Annotated in this window: 19 protein-coding genes; 7 read left to right on the top strand and 12 right to left on the bottom strand. The window is 69.1% G+C overall.

Features of this window, described 5'->3' with window-relative positions:
* Positions 1–16: 16 nt before the first annotated feature.
* Positions 17–457 (top strand): sigma factor-like helix-turn-helix DNA-binding protein, encoded by a 441-nt coding sequence (locus K1T35_RS18260; protein WP_255622142.1) that lies wholly within the window; start codon positions 17–19, stop codon positions 455–457.
* A gap of 110 nt (positions 458–567) precedes the next feature.
* On the opposite strand, the gene K1T35_RS18255 is transcribed toward K1T35_RS18260, so the two are convergent.
* The gene (locus K1T35_RS18255; RefSeq protein WP_220261326.1) at positions 568–978 is read right to left on the bottom strand and encodes a nuclear transport factor 2 family protein; all 411 of its coding nucleotides are present in this window, start codon (positions 976–978) and stop codon (positions 568–570) included.
* A gap of 86 nt (positions 979–1,064) precedes the next feature.
* Here K1T35_RS18255 and K1T35_RS18250 point away from each other — a divergent pair, with 86 nt between their 5' ends.
* Positions 1,065–1,433, top strand: coding sequence for a helix-turn-helix domain-containing protein (locus K1T35_RS18250; protein WP_255622141.1), 369 nt, complete (start codon positions 1,065–1,067; stop codon positions 1,431–1,433).
* A gap of 33 nt (positions 1,434–1,466) precedes the next feature.
* Here K1T35_RS18250 and K1T35_RS18245 read toward each other — a convergent pair whose 3' ends face one another.
* The 7 genes from K1T35_RS18245 to K1T35_RS18215 form a co-directional block, all read right to left on the bottom strand.
* Positions 1,467–2,216: an SDR family NAD(P)-dependent oxidoreductase gene (locus K1T35_RS18245; RefSeq protein WP_220261324.1), complete on the bottom strand. Its 750-nt coding sequence runs from the start codon at positions 2,214–2,216 to the stop codon at positions 1,467–1,469.
* Positions 2,217–2,286: 70 nt separating this feature from the next.
* A complete protein-coding gene (locus K1T35_RS18240; protein ID WP_220261323.1) occupies positions 2,287–3,708 on the bottom strand; it encodes an MFS transporter in 1,422 nt (473 codons plus the stop codon).
* 106 nt (positions 3,709–3,814) lie between these two features.
* Complete coding sequence (locus K1T35_RS18235) at positions 3,815–4,828, bottom strand: Gfo/Idh/MocA family protein (RefSeq protein WP_220261322.1); 1,014 nt, start codon at positions 4,826–4,828, stop codon at positions 3,815–3,817.
* On the bottom strand, positions 4,825–5,727 hold the full coding sequence (locus tag K1T35_RS18230; RefSeq protein ID WP_220261321.1) for a sugar phosphate isomerase/epimerase: 903 nt from the start codon (positions 5,725–5,727) through the stop codon (positions 4,825–4,827). Before K1T35_RS18230 ends, K1T35_RS18235 begins: the two co-directional genes overlap by 4 nt.
* A 2-nt stretch (positions 5,728–5,729) precedes the next feature.
* A complete protein-coding gene (locus K1T35_RS18225; RefSeq protein ID WP_220261320.1) occupies positions 5,730–6,299 on the bottom strand; it encodes a VOC family protein in 570 nt (189 codons plus the stop codon).
* On the bottom strand, positions 6,299–7,285 hold the full coding sequence (locus K1T35_RS18220; RefSeq protein WP_220261319.1) for a LacI family DNA-binding transcriptional regulator: 987 nt from the start codon (positions 7,283–7,285) through the stop codon (positions 6,299–6,301). The genes K1T35_RS18225 and K1T35_RS18220 overlap by 1 nt, the downstream gene beginning before the upstream one ends.
* Entirely contained in the window at positions 7,278–8,435 is a 1,158-nt protein-coding gene (locus tag K1T35_RS18215) for a Gfo/Idh/MocA family protein (protein ID WP_255622138.1), read from the bottom strand. The genes K1T35_RS18220 and K1T35_RS18215 overlap by 8 nt, the downstream gene beginning before the upstream one ends.
* Here K1T35_RS18215 and K1T35_RS18210 point away from each other — a divergent pair.
* Together K1T35_RS18210 and K1T35_RS18205 are read left to right on the top strand one after the other, a co-directional pair.
* Positions 8,434–9,129 carry a bifunctional 4-hydroxy-2-oxoglutarate aldolase/2-dehydro-3-deoxy-phosphogluconate aldolase gene (locus K1T35_RS18210; protein ID WP_220261317.1) on the top strand — a complete coding sequence of 232 codons (696 nt, stop codon included), beginning with the start codon at positions 8,434–8,436 and terminating at the stop codon, positions 9,127–9,129. The two genes, K1T35_RS18215 and K1T35_RS18210, sit on opposite strands and share 2 nt — an antisense overlap.
* Positions 9,126–9,719: an AAA family ATPase gene (locus K1T35_RS18205; RefSeq protein WP_220261316.1), complete on the top strand. Its 594-nt coding sequence runs from the start codon at positions 9,126–9,128 to the stop codon at positions 9,717–9,719. The genes K1T35_RS18210 and K1T35_RS18205 overlap by 4 nt, the downstream gene beginning before the upstream one ends.
* A gap of 59 nt (positions 9,720–9,778) precedes the next feature.
* On the opposite strand, the gene K1T35_RS18200 is transcribed toward K1T35_RS18205, so the two are convergent.
* From K1T35_RS18200 to K1T35_RS18190, 3 genes are all read right to left on the bottom strand, one after another.
* Positions 9,779–11,098 (bottom strand): FAD-dependent oxidoreductase, encoded by a 1,320-nt coding sequence (locus K1T35_RS18200; protein WP_220262685.1) that lies wholly within the window; start codon positions 11,096–11,098, stop codon positions 9,779–9,781.
* Positions 11,099–11,240: 142 nt separating this feature from the next.
* Positions 11,241–11,681 (bottom strand): hypothetical protein, encoded by a 441-nt coding sequence (locus K1T35_RS18195; RefSeq protein ID WP_255622136.1) that lies wholly within the window; start codon positions 11,679–11,681, stop codon positions 11,241–11,243.
* Positions 11,674–12,066: a DUF2255 family protein gene (locus K1T35_RS18190; protein WP_220261315.1), complete on the bottom strand. Its 393-nt coding sequence runs from the start codon at positions 12,064–12,066 to the stop codon at positions 11,674–11,676. Before K1T35_RS18190 ends, K1T35_RS18195 begins: the two co-directional genes overlap by 8 nt.
* 100 nt (positions 12,067–12,166) lie before the next feature.
* On the opposite strand from K1T35_RS18190, the gene K1T35_RS18185 reads away from it, so the two are divergent.
* The 3 genes from K1T35_RS18185 to K1T35_RS18175 all read left to right on the top strand — a co-directional run bounded on the left by K1T35_RS18185 (position 12,167) and on the right by K1T35_RS18175 (position 14,449).
* On the top strand, positions 12,167–13,057 hold the full coding sequence (locus K1T35_RS18185) for a helix-turn-helix transcriptional regulator (RefSeq protein ID WP_220261314.1): 891 nt from the start codon (positions 12,167–12,169) through the stop codon (positions 13,055–13,057).
* Positions 13,058–13,192: 135 nt separating this feature from the next.
* Positions 13,193–14,038, top strand: coding sequence for an aldo/keto reductase (locus K1T35_RS18180; RefSeq protein ID WP_220262683.1), 846 nt, complete (start codon positions 13,193–13,195; stop codon positions 14,036–14,038).
* Positions 14,039–14,050: 12 nt separating this feature from the next.
* Positions 14,051–14,449, top strand: a complete 399-nt coding sequence (locus K1T35_RS18175) for a cupin domain-containing protein (RefSeq protein ID WP_220261313.1) — start codon at positions 14,051–14,053, stop codon at positions 14,447–14,449.
* 49 nt (positions 14,450–14,498) lie between these two features.
* Here the strand turns inward: K1T35_RS18175 and K1T35_RS18170 are convergent, their stop codons facing one another.
* On the bottom strand, positions 14,499–16,016 hold the full coding sequence (locus tag K1T35_RS18170; RefSeq protein ID WP_220261312.1) for an APC family permease: 1,518 nt from the start codon (positions 16,014–16,016) through the stop codon (positions 14,499–14,501).
* Positions 16,017–16,125 lie beyond the last annotated feature (109 nt).

Here is a 16,125-nt window from a genome sequence, read left to right as displayed (position 1 = left end):
CCCGCGGTTCCCGGCGATGACACTAGCTACGCTCGAGGCCATCCCCGAGCGCGCGGACGACGCCGACATCACCGCGTGGGCGATCGCCGCCGGGCGCGTCCGGCCGCACCTGGCTGCTGTCCATCGCCCGGCACACCGCCGCCGACGCGGTGCGCGCGACCACCCGCCGACCCCGCCTCTCCCACATCGGAGACGGCGAGGCACGCGACGCCCGGGGCTCAGCGGGCGGCGCCACCCAGGAAGCGGTCCACTTGCGGGAGCTGGTCGCGCCCTCGACCCGGAGCGGCGCACGGCGTTCGTCCTCACCCAGGTGCTCGACCTGAGCTACGCGGAGGCGGCCGAGGTATGCGGCTGCCCGGTCGGCACCATCCGCTCCCGCGTCTCCCGCGCCCGGGAGGACCTGGTCGCGGCCATGGAGGAACGGCCGGGCGAGCGGAGGCGCGCCGGCGGCACCTGATCGGAAACCGCGTCGCCGTCGTACCGACTCACGCCGCACGGCGAGCGACGTCCTCGACGCCACCTGGGCCACCTCGCCCGATCCCGCCCCCGGCGTAGCGCGCGACCCGGTCAGGCGGCGCCCCAGAAGGCGTCCTCGGACCGCGGGTCGGAGGAGAACAGCCACACCTCCGCGATCCGATCGCCCTCGATCCGCAACAGGTCGAGACCGTCCTGCGCCATCGCGGCATCGTCGCGCTTGCCGCTGAAGTGGACGAGAGCCGCCACCACCGTGCCGTTGACCATCGGCGCTGCGGTCGCCGAGAGCGCGAACGTGCCCTCGCTGACGGCCATCATGCCGCCGATCATCTCGCCCACCGCGGCGCTGCCGCGATGGGTGCCGGAGAAGCGGTTGTCACCGGGCTGGTGCCACACGATGTCGTCGGCGAACATGGCCGCGACCGTGGCGAAGTCCTTCGCCGACAGTGCATCGAAGTACCGGCGGGCGACGGCGAGCGGGGCAGTGGTGTCCACTGTGGTCATCTCCTTGTCGAGTTCTTCCTGGTCGCGCCCTATACTCACCATCGGTAACCATTTACCTCAACGTAACCAATGGACGGATGTGCCGCGTGCCACAGCAGCCGGACTGGAACGTGCTCGTGTCGACGTGCCCGTCCCGCACGTCGCTCGCCCGCATCGCCAACAAGTGGACGGCGATGGTGGTGGTCGTGCTCGGTAGGGGCACGCTGCGCTTCGGCGACCTGCGCACCGCGGTCGAGGGGATCAGCGGGAAGGTCCTCACCGAGACGCTTCGGGATCTCGAACGCGACGGGCTCGTCGCGCGGCACGTGTACGCCGAGATGCCCCCCAGGGTCGAGTACGAACTGACAACGCTGGGACGCACGCTGCACACTCCCCTGCTGGCGTTGAGCCGCTGGGCCGAGGAACACATCGCCGAGGTGCTCGAGGCGCGGGACGCCTACGACGCGCGTGACTGATCCGCGCGGGCGAACGAGAACGCCGATGCTGCGTCAGGTTCCCATACCAAGGTGCGCTCCCCCTGCCACATCGAGTGTTACGCCCGTGATGTATCGGTTATCCGGGTCGGCCAGAAAAAGGATGGCGCGGGCGACTTCATCGGGTTCGGCGAACCGGCGCATGGGCAGTTGCGCGGCCCGCTGAGCCCGGTTGGCGGCTGCGTCCGGGCCAGAGCCCTCAGCGAATTGTGTCCACATGGCAGTGTTGACCGGGCCTGGCGCGACCGCGTTGACGGAGATGCCGTTGGGACCGAGTATCTCGGCGAACGACCACATGATGTGAAGCACAGCGAGTTTGCTTGCGTTATAGGGCAGGTAGTTGCGGCGCGCCTCTTTGGCCGCCACCGAGGAGAGGATGACGATCGCGCCGGCAGTGCCGGAACCGATCATTGACCGTGCCGCCTCACGAACCATCGAGTACGTTCCGGAGGAGTTGATCCGCATGATGGACTCGAACTCTTCCGTCGTCGTCTCCATCGGGTCCGGCGTGGCACCCAGGACTCCCGCTGCATGAATGAGGACATCGATGCGGCCGTACTTCCTTGTGATATCCTGGACGACACCCGCGCATTGCTGTTCAGAGGTGACGTCCAGCGGGAAGAAGGCCGCCAGCGCCTGGTCCTTTTTGGGGGCGCGGTCGGCGCCGATGATGACGGCACTTGCGGCTGAGAGCGCCTCGACAACTGCGTCGCCGATTCCACCGCTCGATCCGGTCACCAGAACCACTTGCTCTTCGAGGCTCATATGATCTTCCCACTCATGGCGTGGCTGACCCACGCCGATCGAGGATGCCCTCTTCCGAGGAGAGGAACGCCTACGGCCGGGAACGCTTCGCCTGGCTCGCGGCCGACACGGTACTGATGGCCACGTGCTCGCCCTCCAGCACCTCCGGGTCATGCAGGGATACGGTGGCACGCTCGACCCGACTGCCGGTCTCCGGGAGGGTGAAGTAGACGACGAGGCAGACGGCGATGATGGCGATCATGTAGATGGCGACGTACATAGGATGTCCCGCGCCGACGAAAGCGGCGGCTATCAGTGGCGCGGTACCACCGAAGACGGCGATCACGATCTGATGTGAGAAACCGATGCCGGATACCCGCACAGCGGCCGGGAAAAGCTCGGCCTGAATGGTCGGATAAACCGCCTGCCAGATGCCGAGAACCACCCAGCCGGATGCGGCAACGATAACGTATACGCCGAATCCTGGCTGGTTCAGCAGCAGGAGCAAGGGGTAGAAGAGCACGATCATGCCGATGGCACCGACGATTGGAAAGATCTTCCGTCGGCCAAGTCGATCTGAAAGCGCACCGCAAATCGGCACGATGATGACGAGCAAAACGAGTCCGATGACGCTCCCGGCCAGGGTGGAGGCCTGGTCCCGGCCGGTGGTCAGGTTGGCGTAGGTGGGGAGGAAGGTGGCCCAGGTGTAGTAGGCCACGGCGGGGGCAGACAGCGCGGCTGTCTGCAGCAGGGCCTTCGGGTGTTCCCGGAGCAGGGCCCACAGACGCGCCGGCGCGGACTTTCGATCGACGAGAACACTTGCCTCGAACTCAGGGGTCTCGTCTGCGCCGAGCCGCAAGAGAAGACCGACCACGCCGAGGACGCCGCCCACGAGGAAGGGGATGCGCCAACCCCATGCGGCGAGCTCGTCCGGAGCAAAGGATGCCGTCACGATCGCGGCGGAGCCGGTCGCTGCGAGGGTCGCGAGACCGCTGGCCATGTTGGAGAAGGAACCGAACAGGCCCCTCCTGTTCGGGGGAGCGTGTTCGACCATGAACGAGATGGCGCTCTGCTGCTCACTGCCGGCCGAGATCCCTTGAAGAATGCGTGCGAACAGGAAGAGAATCGGCGCTGCGTAGCCGATCGTCGCAAATGGAGGGGTGAGGGCGATGATCAGGGACCCTAGCGCCATCCCGGAGACGGACAGTGTCAGGACGGCCCGTCGGCCGTAGCGGTCGGCCAGTGGGGAGATGATGATTCCACTGAAGGGCCGAATTACGAACCCGATCGCATAGGTGAGCAGCGCCGCGACCAGGGATGCGAAGGCTGAGTGGCTCGGGAAAATTTGGGCCGAGAACACCGCCGCCAGCAGTCCGTAGATGTACCAGTCGTACCATTCCACGAAGTGGCCGATCGTGCCTGCCACCAAGTTGACGGGGCGCTTACGGCGATCGGGCGCTTCAGGAAGCTCCGAAGGGATCGGAGTGTCGAGTGGGTCTATGGAGTTCGTCATTGAGGCCTCCGTACTCTGACGTTTTGCTGGACGGAAAGGCGTCACCGGATGTTGAGATATTTCGGACACCCGAGACGGTGCGTGTGCGTGGGCCCTGGCCCATCCGCTACGAGATCAGGGAATCCGATCGCTGGACCGCGTTCGTCGCGTGGCTTGCCCACTGGCGGCCTTCTTGCTCGTCGATCGGCAGCCCCGCGGCCTCGAGGATGCGGTCGAGCAGCGTTTGTGTGGCGACGGCGTCGCGCCCGGAGGTCAAGGGCGGCCGGCGATCCGCCGTGCGGTCGAGGAAGTGGTGCACCGCTTCGGCGAAGCCGAGAGTCTCCGTGGCGGTTGCCCAGCCGAACGCCTCCGAGCTGAGGTCACGGGTCGTGGTCACGCCATCGACGGTGATCGCAACGGACCCCGGCGCCCGCACCTCGGCGGAACGCCCGCCGCCGTAGGCGTCGAGCTTCTCATTCCATGCGCCGGCCGTCCGTGCTGCCACCAGCACGCCGGTACTGCCGGAGTCGAAGCGGATGACCGCTGCGACCCCGTCCTCCTCCCACGGATCGTCGCCCGCGGCGTGCGCGGTCACCTCGACGGCCTCGCCGCCGCAGTACCAGCGCAGCAGGTCGATCATGTGGATGGCGTTCTCGAACGTCGCGCGGTACTCCGACCCCGGCCGGTTCTTCTGGGCGACGCAGAACGTGGCACCGGCCGGCCCGAAGGTCTCGCGCCCGGCCACGTACACAGGGGCGTAGCGGCGATTGAAGTCGACCATCAGGATGCGGCCGCGCTCGTCGGCGAGGTCAGCCAGGCGCTCTGCTTCGTCGGCGGACGGCGCGAGTGGCTTCTCGCAGAAGACGTCCACGTCACGCTGCAGGCAGGCGTCGACGGCAAGCGCATGCTCCGAACGCGGGGTCAGCACGAAGACCGCGTCCAGGTCCTCGGCCGCGAGCATGTCCTCGACCGTCCGGTAGGCGGCGCCGAAGCCCCAACGTCGCATCAGCGATCCAGGGTCCGGGCGGCGCGACACGAGTGCCGCGAGCTCCACGTCGTCCCGCTCGACCAGCGTCGGCAGCTGCGCGATGGAGGCGATGTTTCCCGCGCCGACGATGCCCACGCGGGTCTGCGCGCTCACCGCGCACCCTCCGCGACGGATGGCCGGGCAAGAACGGCGCGGAGCGCCGCCGCGGACCGCGCGAAGCCGACAACCGGCTCGGGCAGGTCCTCCGGGTGCCAGCGGTACTCGTACTCGAGCGAGAGGACGTCGTCGTAGCCGAGCGCGGAAAGGGACGAGAGGATGCCGCCCCATGGCACGACGCCGTCGCCGACGACGCGCGACCGCACCGCGCGCTCGGACGGCGCGACGCGCGCGGTCTCGGACGCCTGGAACGGCGCCTCCGGGTCGGTGAACACAAGGTCCTTCACGTGCACGTGACCGACCAGGTCACCCTGGATGCGCAGCGCCTCCTCGTACGGCTCGTCGTGGGTGAACGTCAGGTTGGCCTGGTCGTAGAGGACCCGTACCGCGGCGTGGTTCACCTCGCGCACCAGCCGCGCCGTCTCGGCCGCCGACTGGGTCATGGTCCCGAAGTGGTTCTCGACGCAGAGGCGTACCCCGGCGTCCGACGCTTCCGGCGCCAGCGTGCGCAGGGCCGCAACCATTCGCTTCCAGTGGACCCCGTGGTCCCGGTCGCCCGGACGCCACGACCCCGCGTAGACGCGGACCCGGTCGGCGCCGACGATCTGCGCGATCTCGATCGCGCCGCGGAACTCGTCGACCGCCGTCCGCCACTCCCCCTCGTCGAGCGCGTTGATCCCCGTCGTGTACGGCGTCATCCCGACGATCGGGACACCCAGCCCTTCGGACACCCGCCGGGCCTCCTCGGCGCAGCGCCGGTCGCGCAGCGGCAGTCCCGAGCGGTAGCCGTCCTGGTAGATCACCTCGGCGGCGTCGAGCCCGGCGGCCTCGAACAGCGCGAGCGCCTCCGGGACGGTCTGCTCCGGGGTTCCGAGGGTGTGGCCTGCAAGCCGCATCGTCACTGGTCCTTTCCCGCGGCGTCGTCTGCCGCCGCGCGCCAGTCGGCGGGGCCGACCAGGGATGGCGGGTCGGCCACCCTCGAACGGTCGACGATCTCCATGAGCAGTCCCCACGGCGTGAGGAAGTAGGTCCATCGGTTGCCCGCGACGCGGGGGCTGTCGCCTGCGACCTCCTTGCGGTCGCCGAGCACGCGCACGCCCGGGATGTCGCGGAGCACCGCGACCGCCTCGTCCACGTCGTCCACCACGAAGCACACGTGGTGCCCGCCGGCGTCGCTGTGCCGCGGGTGCTCGGTGCGGCGGTCGGAGCTGCTCCACTCGAACAGCTCGACGTTGAGGTTGGGCGGCATGCGCAGCATCGCGAGCGTGAGGCGCGCATCCTCCGGCACGGCGAAGTTCTCGGGCATGAACTCCGCATCCGGTCCTCGGGCGGAGCGGTACAGCTCCTCCGCCCCCAGCGCCTGGACGAAGAACCGGACGGCCTCGTCCAGGTCGGGCACGGTGAACGCGACGTGGTCGGCGTACCGGACGCCGGGGATCCGGGACAGCTCGCTGTCGGTGCCCGCCATCATGTGCTCGGCCCGGCGGTGGAGGCCCGCACCAGCAGTTCCGGCTCCAGGACGACGTGATCGACCGATCCGTCCGCTGCCTTCTTCTCGGCGAGGTCGATCGCGATGCTGCCCATGTCGGCGATCGGCTGGCGGACCGTGCTCAGGGCGGGGTTGAAGCGCGCGCCCAGGCTGAGCCCGTCGAAACCGACGACCGAGACGTCCGTCGGGACGCGGATGCCCTGGACCGCCAGCGCGGAGATCAGGCCGAACGCGACCATGTCCTTCGCTGCGATGATCGCCGTCGGCCGGTCGGTCATCGCGACGAACTGTGCGGCCGCGCGCTCGCCCGCCTCGGTGTCGGCGCCGCTGTCGAGGACGATCGGGTCACCGTCGACCAGGTCGCGGTACGCGTCGATGCGGTCTTGGGCGGTGTGCGTGCCCGAGATACCCGAGACGTAGCCGATCCTGCGGTGGCCGAGCGAGCGCAGATGTTCGAAGGCGAGTTCGATGCCGCGGCGGTTGTCGACGGTGACGCTCGGCACGGTCGCGTGCTCGTCCACGCGGTCGATGACGACCACGCGCTGCCCGAAGTCGAACTGCGTCAGCGAATCGATGTCCAGCCGCGTGGACGGCGCGACGATGCCGAACGGCGCGTAGAGCGACTGCATCGCGGTCAGGTAGCCGGCGGTCTGCACCGTGTCGCCGTTCGTGACGCACAGCACCAGCTGATAGCCGCGGTCGCCCGCAGCCTGCGTCATCGTCTTGGCGAGCTCGGCGTAGAACGGGTTGATGATGTCCGGCACGATCAGGGGGACGAACGTGCTCGTCTTCCGGCGCAGCGCCTGGGCGAGCGGGCTCATCGTGTACCCGAGCTCCTCCGCGACGCGCAGGACGTGCTCGCGTGTCTCCGCCTTGACCGCCTCCGGCCGGGAGAAGGCGCGCGAGACGGTCGAACGGTGCACGCCCGCTGCCTTCGCGACGACGTCGATGCTGAGATCAGCCATGGTGTCCCCCTGCTTCATCGGCCTCGTAGGCACGCCAGATGATCCGCATGGCGTCCTCCAGCTCACCTAGCGTGGGCAACCCGCGGAAGCCCTCGCCGAGTGTGCGCGCGACCTGCCGCACGAACGGATCATGGAGAGGGTCGCTGTCCACGTCGATGACGGCTCTCTCGGTGTGGCCATCGAGCGTCGTGAAGGTGGCCGATCCGTCCGAGTCGATGGAGGCGAATCCAGCCTCGCCCGCGGACGAGTAGCTGCAGTAACGCTTCAGCTCCGAGTGCGGGAACGCGTATCCCACCTCGATGATCGCCTCGCGACCGTCCGCTGTGGTCAGGACGAGGGTCGCGTGGTCCTCGATCCTTCTCGCGTGCAGGGTGGACGACAGCCTCGCGACGACGTCGGCGTTCGTGTGGGCGCTGCGCTGCAGGAAGAGGTCAGCGAAGTGCGGACCCAGGTTGGCGAGGCAGCCTCCGCCGGTACGTTCGGGGTCGAGCATCCAGGGGTTGCCGTTGCGGTCGTAGCGCTCCGGCGGACCGGCGATGAACGAGAGCCGCTGGTACACCAGTCGCCCCGCCTTCGCGAGCCAGGTGTCCGCGGGACCGCCACGCTGTATCAGCGGCACGGTGGCCGGGACACGCGCCTCCTCTGCGGCGCGCCGCACCCCCTGTAGCTGGTCGAGCGAGGTACCGAGCGGCTTCTCGACGACGAACGGGATCCGCCGCTCGATCAGTGCCCGGCACATCTCGGCCATGCGGTCGTGCGGGCCGAAAACGTACGCGAGCTCGACGTCCCGCAGGTCCAGCAGCCGGCACCAGTCGGCTTCGACCGGACTGCCCCACAGCTGGGCGAGGTCGCGCACCCGTTCGGGGTCGTCGTCCGAAATCCCGACGACACTGTGCACCTCGGCGATCGTCGCTGCGTACAGAGGGACGTGCCAGTGCGACGCGCCCAGAACGACAGTGCGCGCGCGGCTCACGCCGACACCGCCGCACTGGCCCGGTCGGCCGTGAGCAGGGCGTCGGCAACCCGTCGGGGGAACCGCACAGCACCCTCGGGACGCGCTTGGAGAAGGTGAGGATCCACTGCGCACTCCCTCTGAGATCGATTGCTGAGATCGGTTGCTGAGATCGGTTGCAGCGACCCTAGAGAGCATGCGACAGTCCGTCAAGCAGGTCTTTCTCGGCCCAGAGGGGGCAGGCATGTTCACGAAGCTCGCGACGCTGCGCACGATCGAAGAGTCCGGTGCCGTCCTCATCGTTCGGCTGCCGGACGCCGACATCGCCGAGCGCGTCGCGCACGCCGCGATCGAAGGCGGGTTCCGCGCGCTCGAGATCACGCTGTCCATCCCGGGAGCCGTCGATCTCGTTCGGCGACTGGACGCGCGGTACGCGTCGGATGGCGTCGCGGTGGGGGCGGGGACCGTGCTCGATGGCCACGCCGCGTACGAGTGCATCCGGGCCGGCGCGCGTTTCCTGGTCAGCCCTCAGCTGAACCCCGAGATGATCCGCGTCGCGAACCGCTACCAGGTGCCCACGATCAGCGGGGCGTTCACCCCGACGGAGCTCCTCGAGTCGGCCGAGGCGGGCGCGGACATCCTCAAGCTGTTCCCCACGGAAGGCGCCGGCATCCCGTACGCAAAGGCCGTGCTCGCGCCTCTGGCGCACCTGCCGATCATGCCCGCGGGCGGCGTGACGACGGGGAACGTCGCAGAGTGGTTCGCGGCCGGCGTCGCCGGCGTCGGCGTGGGCAGCGCCGTCACCAAGGCGTGGCAACCCGACGGTGACTTCGCCCGGGTCACCGCCGCTGCCCACGACTTTCTGGCAGCAGTGCGGGACGCGCGCCGATGACCGAACCGACCCTCCGCATCGTCATCGGCACGGCCGGCTCCGGCAAATCGACGATCGCCCAGCGCCTCGCCCGCGAGTACGCCGCCGCCTACCTCGACAAGGATGCGATGAGCGCCCGCTTCGTCGAGGCCGCCCTGCTGGCGGCCGGCTACGACCCCGGCGACCGCGAGTCGAACGCGTTCTACCGCGAACGCATCCTGCCCCTCGAGTACGACTCGCTCCTCGACGTCGCCGGGGCCAACCTCCGCATCGGCCGCCCCGTCGTCATCGACGCACCGTTCAGCCCGTACCTCTCCGATCCCAACTTCATCACCGCGGCCGCGGAGCGCTTCGACTGGCCGCCCGTCGACGTCGAGGTGATCCGCATCCGCGCCTCCCCTGCGACACTTCAGCAGCGCCTGCGGGAGCGCGGCCTCGAGCGGGACCGCAAGAAGCTCGCCCACTGGGGCGAGTACTGGGCGACGCACGGAGGGCGACCATGCGCCTGGAAAGGCGTTCGTCTATCGGAATTCTCCAACGACGCAAATGAGGCTGAGTCGCCCTTGGACAAGCGAAGCAACCAGGCTCGATCTGGAAAGCGCATGACGTAGTCCCAGCGGGCGAGCACGCTGGGAGGAGCTCACAGCCTGACCTACCGCACCGAAGCCGTTCAGCCCGCGCGGGAGATCGCCACCATCTCCTCGCGAGGCACGACCTTCATCCGGTCGCGGCCCCGTTCCTCGCCCACCTGCCGCTCGTGCTTGTCCAGCCGCAACCAGCCGTCCCACGTCGTGTAGTCGACTCCGCGGACCTCGAGCAGCTCCTCGATCGCCGCCGGATCACGACGCGGCGCCGCCACCAGCCCGTCGACGTCGGCGAGCAGGCTGCCGACCGTCTCCAGCGCGCAGCCCTTCGTGTGCCCGATCAGGCCGACCGGCCCGCGCTTGATCCAGCCGACGGCGTACACACCCGACATCAGCGAGCCGTCGAGACCGAGGACACGGCCCGCGTCGTGGACGAGCACACCCCCATCGTGGTCGAACGGGAGCCCTTCCAGATGGCTGCCGGTGTAGCCGACAGCACGGTAGAGGGCCTCGACCGGGTGCTCGGTGAACAGGCCGGTCCCACGCACGCCACCGGTGCCGTCGAGCTCGGTGCGCTCGAAACGCACTCCGGTGACGCGATCACTGCCGAGCACCGCGACCGGGCGGTGGAAGAAGTGCAGGTGCAGCCGGCGCGGCCGATCACGTCGGTCCCGCAGGGCCCAGCCCTGCAGTGTCCGCACCACCATCTGCGTCTGCTTGTTCGACCGCACCGCCGCCACAGACGCCTCGTCGAGCTCGACGTCGGCGGGATCGACCACGATTTCCAGTCCCGGCACATGATCGAGCTCACGCAGCTCCAGCGGGGTGAAGCGGGCCTGGGCGATCCCGCGGCGAGCGAACACGTGCACGTCGGTGGCGCGGTTCCGGGCGAGCACCTGCCCGACGTTGTCCGGGATCTCCGTGGCCATCATGTCGTCCACGTGCTTCGCGAGCACCCGCGCCACGTCGAGCGCGACGTTGCCCGCCCCGATCACGGCGACCCGTTCGGCATCCAGGGGCCAGCTCCGCGGCACGTCCGGATGCCCGTCGTACCAGGAGACGAACGAGGCAGCACCGTGGCTGCCGGGCAGGTCGATGCCTGGGATGTCGAGGTCGCGGTCCCGCTCGCAGCCGGTGGCCACGACGACGGCGTCGTAGTGCTCGCGCAGGTCGGCGAGCGTGACGTCGATGCCGTAGCGGGTGTTGCCGAACAGCCGTACCCCCGGCTGGTCGAGCACCCGGTGGAGGGCGTGAACGACCTGCTTGATGCGCGGATGGTCCGGTGCCACCCCGTAGCGGACCAGCCCGAACGGCGCCGGCAGCCGCTCGAAGACGTCGACCTCGACCGGCCGGTCCGCCTTCAGCAAGGTGTCGGCCGTGTAGATCCCCGCGGGCCCCGCTCCGATGACCGCCACCCGCAGCGTTCGCACCTGCCCACCCCGTTCCGTCGTCAGCACGGATGCCACCGTATCGGAAAGGTAAGCCTCACCTAAGTAATGTCGGTCACGGCTGTCGTTCGCGGCGAGCCCACGCCCCACAGCGCGATGATCACCGCCCCTCCGCCGGTGCGGAGCTGTTGCTCGACGACTGTTCCTCCAGGAGACCGACGCGCCGGAGCCACGCCGATACGGCGGCGTCCGCCTGACGCACCTCTTCGCCGCGAACGGCGAGCCCCTCCCCCACGGTCGCGCCGGAGCAGGCCCATGCGTACACCTCCGCCGCCCGGCCCAGCCCGCTCACGGCATAGGTGACGGTGTTGCCGACCTCCAGGTACGTCCGCCCGCCGTAGTGGTAGTTCTCGCCTGCGCGCGAGAAGTAGGCGAGCAGGACACGCGCTGCAACCCCGGTCGGTGAGGTGGGCGGCGGCGCCGGGGTCGCGTCCGGAGGCGTCTCGGCGCCGCAGCCAATCAGCCATCCGCCTCCCACAAGGCCCATCGCGGTGGCAGCTCCGGCACGGAGGAACCCGCGCCGATCCGGACGGTCAGTCACGCGGGTCCAGCCGCAGCGTGGTGTGGGAGGCGATGTCACCGGTGACGGAGCCGACAATGGCCGGGCCGTACCGGTCGTACTTGGCGTGATAGGCCACATCGACATCCCCGTGCACCGGGTCGCCCGCGTCCGGGCGGATGAACTCGACGTCACGCTCGACCCCGCCCGCCCGGATGCGGCCACGGCCGCTGGCAAGTGCCCGGCGGAACCACGGGTTGTCCGCGCCATACGCGGACCGAACGTAGACCCGGTCTCCGGTAGCGACGGTCCAGATCGTGACGTACGGGCGCAGCGTGCCGTCCGGCCGGTACGACGCGACCTGAAGCTCGGTCGCACCGCCGATCCGACGGAGCTCGTCGGTGGTCCAGCCGTTGGTGCTCATCATGGTTCCAGTCAACGGCCCTCCGGGCCGCCGCGGGAGTCCCGCCCGTTCCGGGTAACGGCAGTGCCTCCCTCGGTCGCGACGGCGCACTTACCCTGCGTACATGGGCCAGATCGACCACCGCGCCGAGGTTCGCGAGTTCCTCAGCTCGCGACGAGCGCGCATCACCCCGGAGCAGGCCGGCCTGCCCGCGTACGGCGGCAACCGCCGCGTCGAGGGGCTGCGCCGCGAAGAGGTCGCCATGCTCGCCGGCGTCTCCGTCGACTACTACGTCCGGATGGAACGGGGAAACCTCTCCGGCGCCTCCGAGAGCGTGCTGGACGCGCTGGCCCACGCGCTGCAGCTCGACGAGGCCGAGCGCGAGCATCTCTTCACGCTCGCGCGCACCGCCGGCACGAGCCCTCGTCGGCGCCGGACGACCCCGACCACCGTGCGCCCCGCCATCCAGCAGGTACTCGACGCCATCACCGACGCGCCCGCATGGGTGCGCAACGGCCGCCACGACATCATGGCGATGAACCGGTTCGCCCGCGCCCTCTATGCGCCCGTCCTCGCCGACCCCCGCCGGCCGGCGAACACAGCCCGGTTCGTCTATCTCGACGCCGCGGCACCCGAGTTCTTCGTCGACTGGGAACGGGTTGCGAGCGACGCCGCCGCGATGCTTCGCCTGGAGGCCGGCCGCAACCCGAACGACCCGGAACTGATCACGCTGATCGGCGAGCTCTCGACGCGAAGCGAGATCTTCCGGCAGCGCTGGGCCTCCCACGACGTGCAGTTCCACCGGAGTGGCCGGAAACGGCTCCGTCACCCGGTCGTCGGTGAGCTCGACCTGAACTTCGAGTCGATGGAACTGCCGTCGGAGCCGGGCCTGTTCCTCAACGTCTACACCGCCACCCCGGGCAGCCCCAGCGCCGACGCGCTCAAGATGCTCGCCAGCTGGGCCGCCACCGGAGAGCTCATGGATGTGACACCGGCGACCGCCGACCGGACCTGACGAACCTGCGCGCGTCACCCCACCGTGGGAGGGACTGGCAGTACCTGGCTCGGCAGGCACTCCCACCCGGCACGGGCGGCACCTAGCGTCGGAGCCGTGACGACTCCTGCATTCACGCTGAACAACGGCGTCGAGATGCCGGCCCTCGGGTTCGGCGTCTTCCAGACGGCTCCGGACGAGACGGTCGCGGCAGTCGAGACGGCGCTCGCCACCGGCTACCGCCACATCGACACCGCCGCGGCGTACTTCAACGAACGAGAGGTCGGCGAGGCCATCCGCCGCTCGGGTCTCGATCGCTCCGAGATCTTCGTCGAGACGAAGATCTGGATCAGCGACTACGGCTACGACGAGACGCTCCACGCCTTCGACAAGAGCGCGGGCAAGCTCGGAATCGACCAGATCGACCTGCTGATCCTGCACCAGGCCCTACCCGGCGAGTTCGACCTCACGATCAACGCGTACAAGGCGCTGGAGACGCTCCTGGCCGACGGCAAGGTCCGCGCAATCGGGGTCAGCAACTTCATGCCCGACCACCTCGCGCGGCTCCTGGAGGAGACGTCCGTGGTGCCGGCGGTCAACCAGATCGAGGTGCACCCGTACTTCCGCCAGTCCGAGCTCCTTGCGGTGGACTCCGAGCACGGGATCCTCTCCCAGGCGTGGTCGCCGATCGGCGGCATCACCTTCTACCGCGGCGGCCCCCACGGCAGCACTCTGCAGGACCCGACCATCGGCGAGATCGCGGCGGCGCACGGCAAAACGCCCGCCCAGGTGATGCTGCGCTGGCACCTGCAGCAGGGGCGCCAGGCCATCCCGAAGTCCGTCACGCCCCCGCGGATCGCGGAGAACTTCGACGTCTTCGACTTCGAGCTCACCGCCGACCAGCTGGGCGCGATCGACGCCCTCGACACCGGCGTGCGCGGTGGCCCGGACCCCAAGGAGATCACCCGGGAGACCTTCGGCCGCGACATCCCAGAGGCCTGACGAGTACCGGACATGCAGCTCATCCCCGGCACCCCGACCACCAAGAACCCGCCCGAACGGTTCACAGGCGACGTCTGGCTGGACCCGATCGCCTCCCCCCGCGACGACGGCCAGCGCATGACCGTGGCGAAGGTGCGATTCGCGCCCGGAGCCCGCACCGCGTGGCACTCCCACGCCCTGGGGCAGACGCTGCACGTCACCCAGGGAATCGCCTGGGTGCAGTCCCGCGGCGGCGACAAGGTCGAGCTGCACGCCGGGCAGACCGTCTACTGCCCGCCCGGCGAGGAGCACTGGCACGGCGCCGCCCCCGACTCCTTCATGGAACACCTGGCGATGCTGGACAACGCCGACGACCCGGCCACGACCACGACCTGGCTCGAGCACGTCACCGCCGACGACTACCTAGCCTGACGGCGTCCGCCGAGGAGAACACACCGGGGGAGGCCTCCACCCGCAGATCTCAGGTCTGGTCCCGCTCCCGGACATCGAGCACGACGCGACCAATGATCTCGTACCTGCTGGGCACGTACTTGCGCATCACCAATGCGAACGCGATGCCGCCGATTCCGACGATGGCGACGATCCACGGGGACAGCGCGAATACGATGTCGCTCGCGGCAGCGCCCGCCGCGAAGTCGCGGTTGACGATGAGCAGCCAGATAACGTAGATCATGCCCACTCCGCCGATCAGGGGAGCGAGGAAGGTGGTGAACCAGTGCGCGTCGGCGGGGCGGTTGCGGTGGAAGTGGAAGTAGGCGATGCACGCGAAAGCGGCGAGGGCCTGGACGACGAGGATTGCGGTCGTTCCGAGCAGGGCCATGAGTGCGTACAGCTGCCCGTAGGGATCCCGATCGGTGGCGAAGAACCAGAGCACGATGATCGCTGCGATACCCGACTGGACGAAACCGGCGATGTAGGGCGAGCCGTGCCGGGGGTGCGAAGCTCCGAGGGTGCGGCCCAGTCCGGGCAGGGGGTCCTCGCGGCCGATGGCGTAGAGGTAGCGCGCGGCGCAGTTGTGGAACGCCATGCCGCACGCGAGCGAGCCGGTCATCAGGAAGAACTCGAACGGGACTGCGGCCCAGCTGCCCACGTTCTGCTGCAGAGGGCCGAAGAAGATCTGCCCCGCGGTGGCGCTGTCCTGGGCGAGCGCGACCGCTCGGTCCGGGCCGGTGCCGACGATCGCGGCCCAGGACACGATCACGTAGAAGATGCCGATGCCGACGACGGACAGCATCGTGGCGCGGGGGATGAGCTTCGTCGGGTTGCGCGACTCCTCGCCGTACATGGCGGCGGACTCGAAGCCGACCCACGACCAGAAGGCGAAGAACAAGCCGATCCCAGCGGAACCGGCGACGGCAAGGACCGCACCGGCGTTGTTCGGGTCCGGCACGGTGCCCTCCAGGTTCTGGAAGGCGTTGAGCGGGTTGAGCGACTGCAGCGACCACCCCTCCGGACCACCGCCTGCGAACAGCACACCCAGCACCAGCAAAGCCAGCATGACGATCTCGGCCACGAGGAAGACCCCGAGGACGCCGGCCGCCATGTTGATCTTGAAGTAGGTCGCCAGCGCGTTGATCAACAGCATGAGCAGGGCGAACCAGATCCAGGACACCTCGAGGCCGAGGTGGGTGGAGGCGAAGCTGCTCGCGAAGAACGAGAAGATCCCCACCAGCGAGGCTTCGAACACCACGTACGCGAGCGTGGTGAGCGCGCCGGCCCCCATGCCGATCACGCGGCCGAGCCCGTAGGAGATGAACCCGTAGAACGCCCCCGTCGCGGTGATGTGACGGGCCATGGCCGAGTAGCCCAGCGCGAACAGGCTCAGGACGATGGTGGCAACCAGGTAGCCCGCCGGCGCGTAGGCGCCGTTGCCGAAGCCGACCGCGATCGGCACGTTGCCCACCATCGCGGTGATCGGAGCCGCCGTGGCGACGGCCATGAAGACAACCGCCACGAGACCGATCGCGTTCGGCTTCAAGCGTTGTACTCCGGCGTGCGTGCTCCGAATCACCGGTCCGGAATTCGCTGCAGGCATGGTCTCCACTCTCGTGTGATATGTCCACTGAGGAACGCGCGCCGAGTGAAGC

Source organism: Pseudonocardia sp. DSM 110487 (genome assembly GCF_019468565.1).
In the GTDB taxonomy this organism is placed as follows: domain Bacteria; phylum Actinomycetota; class Actinomycetes; order Mycobacteriales; family Pseudonocardiaceae; genus Pseudonocardia.
Note: the sequence above shows the minus strand (reverse complement) of the source record. Positions and strands in the feature narration are given on the sequence as shown.